This is a genomic window from Mycolicibacter senuensis (assembly GCF_002101885.1).
GTDB classification, from domain to species: domain Bacteria; phylum Actinomycetota; class Actinomycetes; order Mycobacteriales; family Mycobacteriaceae; genus Mycobacterium; species Mycobacterium senuense.
Genome location: NZ_LQPS01000052.1, coordinates 1 through 13,153 on the forward strand (window position 1 = coordinate 1; position 13,153 = coordinate 13,153).

Genomic DNA, 13,153 nt, shown 5'->3' on the forward strand with positions numbered 1-13,153 from the left:
GGCGCACCATCAAGATGCTGAACGTCATCGACGAATTCACCCGCGAAGCCCTGGCGATCCACGTCGACCGCGCCATCTGGCTGTGTCAACTCGAAGTGGCCCCAGTGTGACGGTTTGAGCTGGCCCCACTGGTAGGGGTTGGTTTGCGGGTGTTGCGGGCGTGGGCGAGTCGGTAGGAGGTGGTGCCGGTCTCGATGATCTGCCCGGCGAATGTCAGCCGGTCGACGATGGCTGCGCAGAGCCGGGGGTCGGTGAAGGTCTTCGTCCAGGCCGAGAAGGGCTCATTGGAGGCGATGGCGATCGCGGAGCGTTCCTCGCGTTCGGTGAGAACTTGGAACAGCAGTTCAGCTCCGCGCCGGTCGAGTTGCAGGTAACCGAGCTCGTCGACCAGCAGCAGGTCGACGCGGCCGTAGTAGTTGATCAGTTTGATCAGGTGCTTGTCGTCGGCGGCTTCGACCAGCTCGTTAACCAGTTTGCTGGCCAGGGTGTAGCGGACTCGGTAGCCGGCTTCGGCGGCCAAGGTACCCAGGGCGATGAGCAGGTGTGTTTTGCCGGTGCCGGAATCACCGATCAGACAAAGCGGCTGCCCTTGCTTGACCCAGTCGCAGGTGGCCAGGTGCCCGATGACGGCGGGGTTGATGGCAGGGTTGGCGTCAAAGGTGAACTCTTCTAACCGTTTTGGGCGGGGGAAGCCGGCGTCGCGCACGCGTCGTTGGGCGCGGCGCTGGGTGCGGTCGTCACATTCGGCAATTACCAGTTCGGCCAGAAACCCCAGATACGACAATTGTTCGCGCTCAGCAGCGGTGGCGATCTCGGAGTATCGGTCGCGGATGGTTGGCAGGCGCAGCATCCGCGCACCCTGTTCGATCGCTGCGGTCGCGGCTTGGTCGGTGACCCCACGCCGGGCACTCATGAGGTTTGTCCGCCCAGCAGGCTGTCGTATTGGTCCACCGTCGGCAGGGGGCGTTGATCGGCGGGAATGCTTGCCGGGCGGTGCTCGGCGAGCACGACCACCCGCCGATCCCGATCACCGGCGACGGCGCTGCGGTGTTCAGTAGCTTTGCGGGCTTCCAAGGCCACGACGTCGCTGGCGGTGGAGCCGACCGACAGGGCGGCGGTGATACCGGCCAGCACGGCGGCGCGGTCGAGGTGACGGTGCAGCAGCAAGACCTCCACCAGGGCGCGGGTGCCGCCGGCATCGCCGTGAGCGGTGCGGGCCGCTTGCCAAAACGCCTCGTGCTCGGTGGTGAACGCCCCTGCTGCACGCGCCTGGGCCAGCGCGGTGGCCCCGGGCAAAGCGCCGGGTTTGCGCAGCAGAATCTCCAGGTAGTGGTCCAAATCCAGGACTTTGGTGCCCTTGCCGACCGCACGCTGATGGCGTGCCACGACCGTGCTGCGGTCATAGATGGCCACCGTCGATGCCGACAGCTTGACCCGCAGCCGGTGCCCGATGAACCGGGCCGGAACACTGTATTGGTTGCAGCGCACCGCCACTTGGGCGTAGCGGTCCACCCGCGGCGTCAACGTCAATGCGGTGTCGAACGGCTCGGTGGGCAGCGGGGCCAGCAGCGTCTTCTCAAACGTCCAGTCATCGCCAACGCTGGTGGCGCGGTTGGCGACCCGTCGTCGGTCATCAGCATCATCGGCGGCTTCCAGCAGGGCGTTGAGCTCATCGATGGAATCCACCACCGGCATGGGCACGCAATGGTTGCGCCGAAACCGCCCGCCTTCGCCTTCCACGCCGCCCTTTTCATGGCTGCCTTCGTGGCCGGGCTGGCAGTACCAGGCCTGGAAGCCGTAGTGGGATCTGAACGCGATCCAACGTTCGTTTTCCTGGCGGGACCGCCCAAACAGCACCTGCTTGACCGCGCTGTTGAGGTTGTCGTAGCGGACCTTGTCCACCGGCACCCCGCCGAGGCGATCGAATCCGTAGACATGGCCTTCCAAAAACGCCTCCTGCCCCTGGGTCAAAAACGCTCGATGCGCCGACCGCGCCGAGTACGACAGCCGCATGGTGAACAGCGCGGTCTTGATCTTGACCCCGCCCATCACGACCCATAGGTCATGAAAGTCAACCTCGGCCTCGGCGGCCGGCGGATGGGTCTGCGGCACATAGCCCAGCTCCAACGGCTTGCCGGCCTCGGCAAGGATCTGCGGGCGACGCTTGGCGACGTAGTCACGCACCGTCGAATACGACAGATCACCAGCGCCGTGCTCATCGACCAGCCGGGCCAAAACCCTTCTGGCCGTGTGCCGCTGCTTTTTCGGGGCCTCCAGATCCAAGACCAACATCGCATCGATGGCGGCCTTGAACGGCTCCAGCCGCGGCGCAACCCGCTGCGGGACCTTCCGCTCCGGCGGGATCGCCGAGCCCAACGCCTGGCGTACCGTTCGACGGTGCACCCGGTGCTTATCAGCCAGCGCCCGAATCGACAGGCCCTCAACCCGATCGTCGTGACGAATCGCAGCGAACAGCTCCACCCGTGACCTCACCATCTAGTCCCACCTCCACCGTCCAGCAGTCCGGAACATCCGGACACTGACCACGGTCAGGTGGGGCCAAATCAAGCCGTCATAACCGCCCCGGCGTGTCGAGCAGGTGGGGCCAAATCAGACCGTCACAACGACAGCCCGCCGCCACACCAAGTGGGGCCACTTCGAACCGTCCCACTGGGGCCAAATCAGGCTGTCATAGCCACGCCATCAACGCTGATGGCGTCGTCGACATCCTCGATCAATTGGCTCTGACCTACGGGGCTCCGCACTACGTGCGGTTCGACAACGGCCCGGAGTTCGTCGCCCATGCGGTCAACGACTGGTGCCGGTTCAACGGCACCGGCTCACTGTTCATTGATCCCGGATCACCTTGGCAGAACGCCTGGATCGAGTCATTCAACGGCCGCCTGCGAGATGAGCTGCTCAACTCCTGGCGCTTCGACTCCCTGCTGGAAGCCCGAGTAATCATCGAGGATTGGAGAATCGACTACAACGCCAACCGACCGCATTCGGCCCACCACGGACTCAGCCCCGCCGAGTTCGCCTTACAGTGGACCTCGACCCACCAACCCCAAGCCGCATAGCGACTGGACCACCAAACGGGTCCCCCTCATCCGCGCAAGCCGTGGGGTGACCGTGATGGCCAAGGATGGCCACATCTGCCGTTCCCTGTTGGAACGCGAAATCGACGACTTTTTTCATGAGCATGGGATCGCACACGAACCCGAGCCGGACTATCCCTACGACCCCGAACACAACGTCGGCGGCTACCGGGCGGACTGGAAGCTGGCTGATGGAACATTGGTTGAAGCGCTTGGCTTTCCAAAAAACTCCCAGTACATGGCGAAAGTGGAAAAGAAGCTAAAACTCGCGGCCTTGAACAACATTCCCGTAGTCTCAGTCACACACGAAGACGTTCCCCATCTGTTGGCGATTTTTAGCAAATGGCTACCCTCCGAGCGCGACTCACGGTCCTCTGGGCCCGAACTTCCGCCCCGGCCCGATTGGCCACGGAAACAGAAAAAGTCACCTGCTTCCAAGACCGGCCACAATAGCGCCAACGCGCAGGCGCGTGCTCAGCGAATCGAACGCTGCCGCAAGTCCGTGGAGCTACAGGTCCAAGGCCTCACAAGAAAACAAATCGCTGAGCGTCTCGGGGTCAGCGAAGCGCTCGTGAAATCATTGCTGCGAGATGGCAAGTTCTACGCGAATCCCAACTCCGACCCGCCACGACGGAGACTGGCGAAGCAGGTAGCCGACGCGAAGTTGCATGAAATGACCTGCTCTCAGATACGCGTCGCGCTGAAACTCACTAGCGCGAAGGTCGATGAGGCTTGGCGAGACGCCGATGTTGTTTTCGGTGACGAGAAAAAGGCGGGAGCCGACGGGGAGACGCCGTAACGGCCTGCCGAGCGTATTTTTTCGCTGGGACAAGACTCGACGTACTACGAAAACATGTTCGCTGCGAACGGGTTCGTCGACGACTTCGCGACGACGAGTTCGTTGTCGGAGAGCTGTTCGATGATATCGAGGATCCGCTCTGAGCCCGCGGTCGTGCTTCCGGCGTACCCGCTCTTCACCAGGTCCACAAAGACCGATCGGTTCAAATACCTTGTGTTCCAGTAACCGAGGGCGAAGCCGCCGCGTGGTCCGACGAACGAATCGCTGTCAATACCGGTTCGCAGATAACTTGACGGCACGTACATGCCGGTGAGGACCCGCGGGTCCTTCGAGTCGTAGTCCAGAGGGCGCACGAACTTGAACCAGAACGGGTTATCGACGATGCGCCAGTCCGATGCGGTGCTTGGCGGATGGTCGCCCAGTGACCGCATGCGCGCAAGCTGTTCACGGATGTCGCGTTTATTGGTGTAACGCCATCGGTCGTCGACCTCGGGGTCTACCACAGTGTCATAGCCTCGGCCGTAATCGCGTAATCGCTTGTACTGCACGAAGATATAGGAGTTCCGGTCGACGTCCAGATACAGCAGATCGACACCAAGCGCGCGCTCGAGGGGTTTGCGGTTGACGTTCGCGATCACCAGCGTGACGCGACGATCGCGGTACAACGAGGTCGACCCGGAGACATCGGCGAGCACGCCGCCTCGATCGAACCGGCGCAGGTCCGCGAAGATCAGGTCGTCTTCGTTGTCGACGAAGATATTGGAGTTCAGCATTTGCACCGCGTGATCGATGGTGCCGGGCGATGAGTCGAACACCGGTTGTTTGATCTGGAGATTCGCCAGGGATATCGCCGTCTGGATCGCGTCGCGCTCCTCCCGCAACTGATGACCGGCATCGCCGGTGACGCGAAGACCGCCCAGCCGAATGCGATCGAGCCAGGCCCGGGAGCCCGCGACGGCCCGCGAATATGCGTCTAGCAGCAGGGCCCCCTCATCGCGATCGGTCTTGCGCGGTTCGAGCGACTGCGCGGTGAAGCATTCCTTGATCTGCGACCGATATCGGTTGGGGAGGCGCCGCACGATGGCACTTAGGGGTGTATCGGCGTGATGGAACAAAGGTTTGATTGTTGCGCGAATCCGGCCCGTGGCGACGCCCGAATAGGATGCCACCTGCCCGAGCGTGAGTAGTCTGGGCGTGCCGCGGGTCGTCTCGTAGCCCAGGAGAACCGAACCCGGCGGGGGCTGACGGTGCCGATTGAAGACGTCGGTGACGTAATCCCGCTCTTCCCAGTGAAAGAAGTCGTCGTCGTCATCATCGTCGGAGAATCGATCGAGATCGTTGAGCAGCCATGTCCAGACCTGCAGACTGCTCGCCATGGACAGATACTGTATCGGCCGAGACGCCGCAGTAAGGGCGATCGTGGGCGCCACGAGCGACCCGTGAATCCCGCGCGTGGATTGGTTGAGTAGTGAGGAGCCACCGACGCCGCCGGACGACTAGAGTCACTTTCACTGTCGGCGCCGCGAGCCAGCGGTCGTGGGCGCAGCGCTGCACGTCCGGCACGCCGGTCCGGTTCCTTACCGACGAAGGTCAAAACCGATGTTGATTTAACGGCCTGTAGGTCCTGTGCGCATCATCTGTAGGGTCTCACCGCTGATGTCATTTTCTCAGCGGTGGTCAGCGGGTCTGCTGCACGAATAGGTGACATCTGAGATCGCTTGCCCAGAGTGGGCAGGCTGGAAGGATGTCACCATGGCAAGGCCCTATCCCAAGGAGTTCCGCGAGGATGTCGTGCGGGTCGCCCGCAACCGCGACGACGGGGTGATGATCGAGCAGATCACCACCGATTTCGGTGTCCATCCGATGACGCTGACCAGGTGGATGCGTGCTCTTGCCGGGCTTGGCGCCCTCATCGATGTCGGCCCGGCGAGTCCGCACCGAAAACGAGCGCGGCGATCATCGCCACTGCCACTGATAGTTTCACCGGCTACTCCCTAACGCCTCTCTCAAATCAATGCAAGCAGGCTAGCGCCGCTGCACCAGACGTGGAGCGTCCCCCGACCTAGCCCTGCCAATGCTCGCCACGCTCCTGCATTCGTTTGAGGATGTCTCCCGGTAGACCCTCGGCGTGACCAGTCGGAACGCCATCCCACTCTGGTTCGGGACGGTGTACGCGAAACGGCGCGTAATAGGCTGCGCGACGTAGCGCGGTCAATCCATCGTCAATGAGTTTGATCGCCAGACTGTTCACTTCATCGCCCTTGGGCGTGCCGTGCATCATCATCATTGGTTCGAAGCTGCGTTTGGCGAGAACATCGGCAGCTTCGCGTACATCAGGATCGGGATGGCCGTTGAATAGAACCGCCAGGCGGGGGTTAATCGTGTCGCGCCAACGCGCTTCGGCAATCTTGGCCGCGCGCTGGTCTTCGTCGCTGAGGTCTTCGGCGGACTCTCGCGACATCAGGAAGATGGCTACGGAGTGAGCACCCCTGACCACCGTGCCGTCGCCTTCGATCCGCACGCCGTGCCACCACTCTTGAAACTCCACGATGATGTCGATGGTTTCGCGGTGAAGTGAACGGACCAACTCTCGATACTCTGCATCTAGTGTCGCGGCCAGGTCGGGGTCAGGGCGAGTCACACCACCAAGTTTAGGTGTTGCGTCCGACGCGCAGGTTGTATAGGCACACCGCATCTGAATTCGTACGGGGGACCCGCATTCTGGTCCAGTCGCTATGCGGCTTGGGGTTGGTGGGTCGTAGTCCACTGTAGGGCGAATTCGGTTGGGGTGAGTCCGTGGTGGGCGAAGGGGGCGGTTGGCGTTGTAGTCGATCCTCCATTCTTCGATGATGACCCGGGCCTCGCGCAGAGAGTCGAAGTGCCAGGAGTTGAGTAGTTCCTCGCGCAGTCGGCCTTTGAATCGGCACGAGTCGTTGACCCTCAGGCGTCACCGTGACGAAACGGTAGACGGGGATCCTTGGCCTGAACGTGACGGTTCGGACTTCAGGTTGGCGCTCTGGGCACGGTTTGAAGAAATGACACGGACTTGAGACAAACTCAGATGACATCACGTGAGACACGGTGCGCCAGCACAGGTCAGCGCATCGGCATATGACACGCAGCGTGAGAACCTACAGGCGGGTGTGGGGTCTCACGCTGCGTGTCGTATTCTCAGCGTCGGTGTCGTATCCCTGTCATCTGTCTCACGAACGTGTCATGCGGGCATGCGCGTATTTCAGGGTGGCTTCATGGCCGGATTAGTGAGTAAGTTCACGGGTCGATGGTCTCCTGCTACACCGCCGTAAGGTCGACTACGAAGGAGGCCTTGACGGTTAAGCAAGGTCACTTGGGTGCTCACTGCTGCAACGAGATTTCGCTGCGCGTAGTGGTTTCGGGATGCCTGGGTTTCTTTAGGCCGCCCGTCATCGGGCGAGCGACCACTCGATGGGCGGACCCATCGCGGCGTGCCCTGGAGAGTCCGGCCGAGCCGTCTATCTCACGGTCGTGCCGGGGTCGACGGCACCCGTTACGGAGTGATCAAAACCGCACCGCCAGGTCGTGACTTGCCAATCTGCGCACTCCCCAGAAGTAGGTGACCAAGGGCATGGTGCACCACAGCACGTTGATCAGGACGAACTTCACCCACATCTCCACCGGCGACGACATGCTCTGCAGGTTGTTCGCGATCTCCACGCCGAAGTAGACAGCTGGGAGCGTCACCTCCACGATCATGCCGGCCATGATCAGTGACAACTGATTGTTGGTGAAGCGCTTGCCGTTTCTGAAGAACTGGAACAGGGCGTAGGCCTCGAAGAACCCGACGAACAGAGCAATCCATTCCATGCAGACGATGAGGGCATCGCCATCGAGGTAGCGGGCGTCGCCGCCGAGCAAGATGGGCGACCACATATAGGTCCATAGGGCCCCGCTCTCGACGCCTTCCACGATGCGATCGAAGAACAGCAGCCACGGCAGTTCCCAGATGAAGCGGGGAATGAGTGCGATGAACACCCAGACGATCACCATGGCGCCGAATCGTTCGGCGCGCGTCCGAGACCGCTGATCACCCAGAGCGACCCACGGCAGGATCAACGCCGTTACGAAGCAGCCGACAACGACCACCACCATCGCGGTCGATGCGACGACATGCGGAACCCCGACATGGAATTCCAGGTACCAAAAGACCGGGTGTATCGCAAAGAAGAAGGCGAGCACCCCGAACAGGGCGCGTTGTAGCGACGATAGTCCTCGCCGCGCTGGCGCCTGCCCTGTGCCGTCGTCGTGCCGGATCGTCTCTGTCATCAACAGGCCTCCGCATCGAGGGGATCAGCCGAGCGGTCCGGCTCGACGAGATGAGTCGACGTCCGCGTGGCATCGCGTCGCCACACTCGGGACGACGGCATTGAATTATATCGTCCGTAATGTTATAACGGATGCTATCGTTTTGCCAATGCGGGCAGGGGTGGCGCCCCGGTCCACCCTCAGCCGCCATGGCACCGCGTGCTATGTGCGACTGGTGGCTATGGACCTGCGGTACAGGCGGTGTGGTGGGGCATCTTTGTCGTCTTGGGGCTATGAGGGGGCGCGTAATGGCAGTTCGGTGGAGCCGTCGCGCGAAAGTGCGTGTCGCTGCGGCGATCTTGGCAGCCAGTTGCACAGCCGCAGCAGGCGTCACCTACTTGGGATACCAAGGCGCTTTCGCATCCACTGCCACCGTGACCCTGACCTCGCCGCGTGCCGGCCTGGTGATGGACCGTGATGCCAAGGTGAAGTTGCTCGGCGTACAGATCGGCAAGGTTACCGACATCTCCTACGACGGCGCGTCAGCGCGACTGACCCTGGCGATCCGCTCCGGGGAGCTGGCCAAGATCCCAGCCAATGTCACCGCGCGCATCGCGGGCAGTACGGTTTTCGGTGCCAAGTCCGTGGAACTGCTGCCGCCCGACGAGCCGGCCACGCAACGGCTCGAACCGCAGGCGCACCTGCAGGCATCGGACGTCAGCATCGAAATGAATACGCTGTTTCAGACGTTGATCGGAACTCTCAACAAGATTGATCCCATCCAACTCAATTCCACAGTTTCGGCGCTGGGGACTGGATTGCGTGGCAACGGAACGACTCTCGGCGATGCGCTGGCCACCCTCAACGACTACTTGGGCGTCATCAATCCGCATCTGCCGACGCTGCAGTCCGACATAGAGCGGGCCCGCGTTACCGCCGACGTCTACGACGCTGCAGCCAACGACCTGCTGTCCACCTTGGCCAACCTTCCCACTGTCAGTCGCACCATCATCGACGAGCGCGACGACCTCAGTGCCGCCCTCCTCGCAGTTGCGGGCATGGCTACCGTGGGTGCAGACACCCTCGGCCCCGCTGAAGGCGACCTGATCGCCGCCATTCAGCGAATGCGGACGCCACTGGAGGTGATGAGCGAGTACTCGCCCGAGTACGGCTGTCTGATTACGTCATTTGCTAAGGCCTACAAGAAATTTGGGCCATATATCGGTGGCATCGAACCCGCACTGTTCGTCAATGCAGGATTCATCCCGGGATCCGCGGCTTACACCTATCCCGAAAGTCTGCCGCTGGTCAACGCCTCCGGCGGGCCCAATTGCCGCGGGCTGCCCGACTTGCCCACGAAGCAGGGTGCCGGGTCCTGGTACCGGCCACCGTTCCTGGTCACCGACAACGCCTACGTGCCCTACCAGCCCAACACCGAGCTGCAGTTCGACGCGCCCTCGACACTGCAGTTTCTATTCAACGGTGCCTACGCCGAACGAGACGACTATTGATGAACCCACGCCAGTCCGCCCTGAAAGTCGGAATCTTCACGGCCCTCATGCTGCTCGTGCTCGCGGGCTTGATCGTCACCTTCGGTCAGTTTCGATTCGGATCCAGCAACACATTCCATGCCGAGTTCAAATCCGTGTCACGTCTCAAGAACGGCCAAGACGTGCGGATCGCCGGCATCGCGGTGGGAACCGTGAAGCACATCGCCATCGACGGCGACCACGCCACCGTCACCTTCACCGTGGACAAGCGCCAACGGCTCTACACCTCCACCCGCGCGGCGATTCGCTACCTGAACCTGACCGGCGACCGGTACCTCGAGATCCTCGCTGGCCCGGGAGACCTCCAGAAACTGCTTCCCGGCGCGACGATTCCTCGCAGCAACACCGAACCGGCACTTGATCTCGACGCCTTGCTGGGCGGGCTGCGGCCGGTACTTAAAGGCCTCGACGGCGCCAAACTCAACCAGGTCAGCAACGCGCTGATCGACCTGCTCCAGGGCAAGGGCGGCGCGTTGTCCACGGTGTTGGCCCGCACCGCCGAGTTCACCCGGACCATCGCCAGCCGGGACCAGCTCATCGACCAAACGCTCGACAATCTCACGACCGTCCTGGCCGCTGCCGACGAGAAGAGTACCGAGCTAGACGCAAGTGTGGACCAACTTCAGCAGCTGATCACTAAGTTGAGTCACGGGCACGACCCCCTTGCCAACGCCATGGTGCCGCTGGCTGCAGCGCAGCGCGATCTCACCGAGGTGCTCAGTTCGGCTCGGCGGCCCTTCCAGGCCGTGATTGAGAACGCGGGCGTTCTCGCCGCCGCTTTCGATGACCGCAAACAGGACGTCAACGCAACTATCGAACCTCTTGCCGAGGATTATCTGCGGCTGAGCGCGCTGGGCGCTTACGGGTCGTTCTTCAACATCTACTTCTGCTCGGTCAAGATCAAAATCAACGGCCCGGCCGGTAGCGACATTCTGCTACCGGCGGTCAAACCCCCTGCGGCCAACAAGGGCAGGTGCGAATTTGATAAGTGACCATGATCGCAGAGATCCGCTACGAACCGGCGTCCTAAGCATCGGTGTCCTCACTTGTGTGTTGCTGCTGTCCTTCGGCTACACCACGCTGCCCTTCTGGCCCCATGGTCGGCACTACACCGCCTACTTCGCGCACGCCGGAGGAATAGCGGCCGGCAACCCGGTACAGGTCTACGGCTACACCGTCGGGCAGGTGGACAGCATCGACCTCGACATACCCAACCGGGCGGCCAGGGTCGGCTTCACCGTTGACCGCAGAATCCGCGTGGGCGATCAATCCCTGGTCGCAATCAAAACCGACACGGTGCTCGGCCAACGATCCGTCGAGGTAACCCCTCGCGGAATCGGTGCGGTCACCGCCATCCCGTTGGTCCGCACGAGCACCCCGTACACCCTCAGCAGCGCGCTGCAGGATCTCGGACACAACATCGGAGAACTCGACCATCCGAAATTCGTCGAGGCGTTGGAGACCTTGACCGACTCGATGCGCCACGCCACCCCTCACATGCGGGCTGCGCTCGACGGGATCACGGCCCTCTCGCGCAGCATCAACGGTCGAGACGAGAAGGTGCATCAACTATTGCGCCACGCCAAAGGATTGTCCGATGTTGTAGCCGCACGTTCCGGCCAGATGAATCAGCTGATCACCGATGGCAACGTACTCTTTGCCGAGCTGGCCGCTCGACGTCAAGCGATTGATCAACTCATCTCCGGCGTCAAGGATCTCGCGAGGCAATTGTCGGGCTTCGTCAAAGACAACGTCGAGCAATTCGGGCCGATCTTGAGCAAACTCAACCTCGTCCTGGACAACCTCAACGACCACCGGGAACATATCTCCGCGGCCTTGAGGCAGCTGCCCGCCTACGCCACCGCACTCGGCGAGGTGGTCGGTGCCGGGCCCGGCTTCCAGGCCAACGTCTTCGGTGTCCCGCCACCCACGATCGGCGGGGTATTGCTCGACTCCTACTTTCAGCCCGGAAAGCTTCCAGACAGTTTGGCCGACTTCCTCCGCGGATTCATCACCGATCGTGCCATCGTCAGGCCGAAGTCGCCATGACTCGCGTCGGCATAGCGCAGCGTCGACCCTACCGGCGCCTCGCCCTGCTCATCGTCCTGCTCGCCGCGCTCATCGGCGGGCTGGCCACCACGCTTCGGCGCCCCTCGCCCCTGACCGTCACGGCGCACTTCGCCTCGGCAGTGGGTCTATATCCCGGTGACAACGTCGAGATCCTGGGCGTGCCCGTGGGATCGATCACCAGCATCAAACCCGGCTTCGACCACACCGCCGTGACATTCACCGTCCGTGCGGGCGTGCCCGTGCCCGCCGAAGTCTCGGCCGTCATCGTGGCGCCGAACTTGCTCTCGGCGCGCGCGATCGAGCTGGGGCCGCTGTATACCACCGGGCCGGCGCTGCCCGATCACGCCACCATTCCCTCAGAGCGCACCGCTGTGCCGGTCGAATGGGACGATGTCAAGGACGAACTCACCCAGCTGGCTGCCCAACTGGCCCCACGAGAGGGGTCCCTGCAGGGTCCACTGGGAAAAGCGATCAACCAGGCGGCCGACACCTTCGACGGCAACGGCCAATCGTTTCGCAACGCCATCCACGAACTGTCCCAAACCGCCGGGCGCTTAGGGGATTCTCGGTTCGACCTGATCAGCACAGTCAAGAACTTGCGTATTCTGGTCGACGCGCTGTCCTCCAGTAACGAGCAGATCGTCCAGTTCACCGGCCATGTCGCCGCGCTGTCTCAGGTATTCGCTGACAGCACGACCGATCTCGCCACCTCACTGGACACGCTCAACTCGGCGCTGGCGCAGGTGAAGTCCTTCCTCGACAGCAATAGTGCGGTCATCAGTCGGCAGGTCACCAAGCTGACCGACTTCACTTCCCTGCTGACGCAGCACACCGGAGACATCGAGCAAGTCCTGCACGTCGCACCCAACGGCTTGGCGAACTTTTACAACATCTACAACCCTGCGCAAGGATCCATCGGGGCGATCCTGTCCCTGCCCAACCTCGCCAACCCCGTGCAGTTCTTGTGCGCCGGGGTCTTCGACGCGGCGGCTACCCCGGACTATTACAAGCGCACCGAAATCTGCCGAGAACGGATGGCGCCCGTTCTCAGAAGGATCATGATGAACTTCCCGCCCTTGCTATTCCACCCGATTAACACCATCACCGCCTACAAGGGCCAAATGATCTACGACACCCCGGCCACCGAGGCCAAGGCCCAAACCCCGGTGTCACAGTTGCAGTGGCAGCCCCTGCCCGGATCACCACCTCCGCCCGCGGCGGCACCAGAAACCGACCTCGCCCGCCTACTGCTCCCACCAACGGCGCAGGACCCACCTGTCGCCACAGCACCCGCAGCACAATCGGACGAACAATCCCCAGGGCTGCCCGCGACAGCACCGAGTCCCGGCCGATGA

The 13,153-nt window shown here is 62.3% G+C and carries 11 protein-coding genes and 2 pseudogenes; 7 read left to right on the forward strand and 6 right to left on the reverse strand.

Translation table 11 applies throughout. From position 1 onward, the window contains the following. Window positions 1-85: 85 nt before the first annotated feature. The gene (gene istB / locus AWC24_RS19765) at window positions 86-913 is read right to left on the reverse strand and encodes an IS21-like element helper ATPase IstB (RefSeq protein ID WP_083040762.1); all 828 of its coding nucleotides are present in this window, start codon (window positions 911-913) and stop codon (window positions 86-88) included. Beyond that, complete coding sequence (gene istA / locus AWC24_RS19770) at window positions 910-2,493, reverse strand: IS21 family transposase (RefSeq protein WP_085088500.1); 1,584 nt, start codon at window positions 2,491-2,493, stop codon at window positions 910-912. The genes istB and istA overlap by 4 nt, the downstream gene beginning before the upstream one ends. 206 nt (window positions 2,494-2,699) lie before the next feature. Between istA and AWC24_RS19775 the strand changes: the two are divergent. After that, window positions 2,700-3,080, forward strand: a pseudogene (locus AWC24_RS19775) (integrase core domain-containing protein); the annotation flags it as partial. Between the two features lie 55 nt (window positions 3,081-3,135). Next, on the forward strand, window positions 3,136-3,897 hold the full coding sequence (locus AWC24_RS21995) for a sigma factor-like helix-turn-helix DNA-binding protein (protein ID WP_133055742.1): 762 nt from the start codon (window positions 3,136-3,138) through the stop codon (window positions 3,895-3,897). Window positions 3,898-3,941: 44 nt separating this feature from the next. On the opposite strand, the gene AWC24_RS19780 is transcribed toward AWC24_RS21995, so the two are convergent. Then, window positions 3,942-5,273, reverse strand: coding sequence for a hypothetical protein (locus AWC24_RS19780; protein WP_065152260.1), 1,332 nt, complete (start codon window positions 5,271-5,273; stop codon window positions 3,942-3,944). 376 nt (window positions 5,274-5,649) lie between these two features. On the opposite strand from AWC24_RS19780, the gene AWC24_RS19785 reads away from it, so the two are divergent. After that, entirely contained in the window at window positions 5,650-5,895 is a 246-nt protein-coding gene (locus tag AWC24_RS19785; protein ID WP_082977505.1) for a hypothetical protein, read from the forward strand. 64 nt (window positions 5,896-5,959) lie between these two features. On the opposite strand, the gene AWC24_RS19790 is transcribed toward AWC24_RS19785, so the two are convergent. From AWC24_RS19790 to AWC24_RS19800, 3 genes and pseudogenes are all read right to left on the reverse strand, one after another. After that, complete coding sequence (locus AWC24_RS19790; RefSeq protein WP_131812766.1) at window positions 5,960-6,538, reverse strand: hypothetical protein; 579 nt, start codon at window positions 6,536-6,538, stop codon at window positions 5,960-5,962. A gap of 92 nt (window positions 6,539-6,630) precedes the next feature. Then, window positions 6,631-6,817, reverse strand: a pseudogene (locus AWC24_RS19795) (integrase core domain-containing protein); the annotation flags it as partial. Window positions 6,818-7,434: 617 nt separating this feature from the next. After that, the gene (locus AWC24_RS19800) at window positions 7,435-8,199 is read right to left on the reverse strand and encodes a hypothetical protein (protein ID WP_085088459.1); all 765 of its coding nucleotides are present in this window, start codon (window positions 8,197-8,199) and stop codon (window positions 7,435-7,437) included. Window positions 8,200-8,486: 287 nt separating this feature from the next. On the opposite strand from AWC24_RS19800, the gene AWC24_RS19805 reads away from it, so the two are divergent. The 4 genes from AWC24_RS19805 to AWC24_RS19820 are packed head-to-tail and all read left to right on the forward strand — an operon-like array spanning window position 8,487 to window position 13,153. Further along, on the forward strand, window positions 8,487-9,689 hold the full coding sequence (locus AWC24_RS19805; RefSeq protein WP_085088462.1) for an MCE family protein: 1,203 nt from the start codon (window positions 8,487-8,489) through the stop codon (window positions 9,687-9,689). Next, window positions 9,689-10,720: an MCE family protein gene (locus tag AWC24_RS19810; protein ID WP_085088465.1), complete on the forward strand. Its 1,032-nt coding sequence runs from the start codon at window positions 9,689-9,691 to the stop codon at window positions 10,718-10,720. The genes AWC24_RS19805 and AWC24_RS19810 overlap by 1 nt, the downstream gene beginning before the upstream one ends. Next, window positions 10,713-11,777, forward strand: coding sequence for an MCE family protein (locus AWC24_RS19815; RefSeq protein WP_085088503.1), 1,065 nt, complete (start codon window positions 10,713-10,715; stop codon window positions 11,775-11,777). The genes AWC24_RS19810 and AWC24_RS19815 overlap by 8 nt, the downstream gene beginning before the upstream one ends. Beyond that, the gene (locus AWC24_RS19820) at window positions 11,774-13,153 is read left to right on the forward strand and encodes an MCE family protein (protein WP_085088468.1); all 1,380 of its coding nucleotides are present in this window, start codon (window positions 11,774-11,776) and stop codon (window positions 13,151-13,153) included. Before AWC24_RS19815 ends, AWC24_RS19820 begins: the two co-directional genes overlap by 4 nt.

What these genes read in the sequence shown, in the direction of transcription:
- AWC24_RS19800 (WP_085088459.1), bottom strand. Translation starts at nt 8,199, where the DNA reads ATGACAGAGACGATCCGGCACGACGACGGCACAGGGCAGGCGCCAGCG.
- AWC24_RS21995 (WP_133055742.1), top strand. Translation starts at nt 3,136, where the DNA reads ATGGCCAAGGATGGCCACATCTGCCGTTCCCTGTTGGAACGCGAAATC.
- istB (WP_083040762.1), bottom strand. Translation starts at nt 913, where the DNA reads ATGAGTGCCCGGCGTGGGGTCACCGACCAAGCCGCGACCGCAGCGATC.
- AWC24_RS19820 (WP_085088468.1), top strand. Translation starts at nt 11,774, where the DNA reads ATGACTCGCGTCGGCATAGCGCAGCGTCGACCCTACCGGCGCCTCGCC.
- AWC24_RS19785 (WP_082977505.1), top strand. Translation starts at nt 5,650, where the DNA reads ATGGCAAGGCCCTATCCCAAGGAGTTCCGCGAGGATGTCGTGCGGGTC.
- AWC24_RS19810 (WP_085088465.1), top strand. Translation starts at nt 9,689, where the DNA reads ATGAACCCACGCCAGTCCGCCCTGAAAGTCGGAATCTTCACGGCCCTC.
- AWC24_RS19780 (WP_065152260.1), bottom strand. Translation starts at nt 5,273, where the DNA reads ATGGCGAGCAGTCTGCAGGTCTGGACATGGCTGCTCAACGATCTCGAT.
- AWC24_RS19805 (WP_085088462.1), top strand. Translation starts at nt 8,487, where the DNA reads ATGGCAGTTCGGTGGAGCCGTCGCGCGAAAGTGCGTGTCGCTGCGGCG.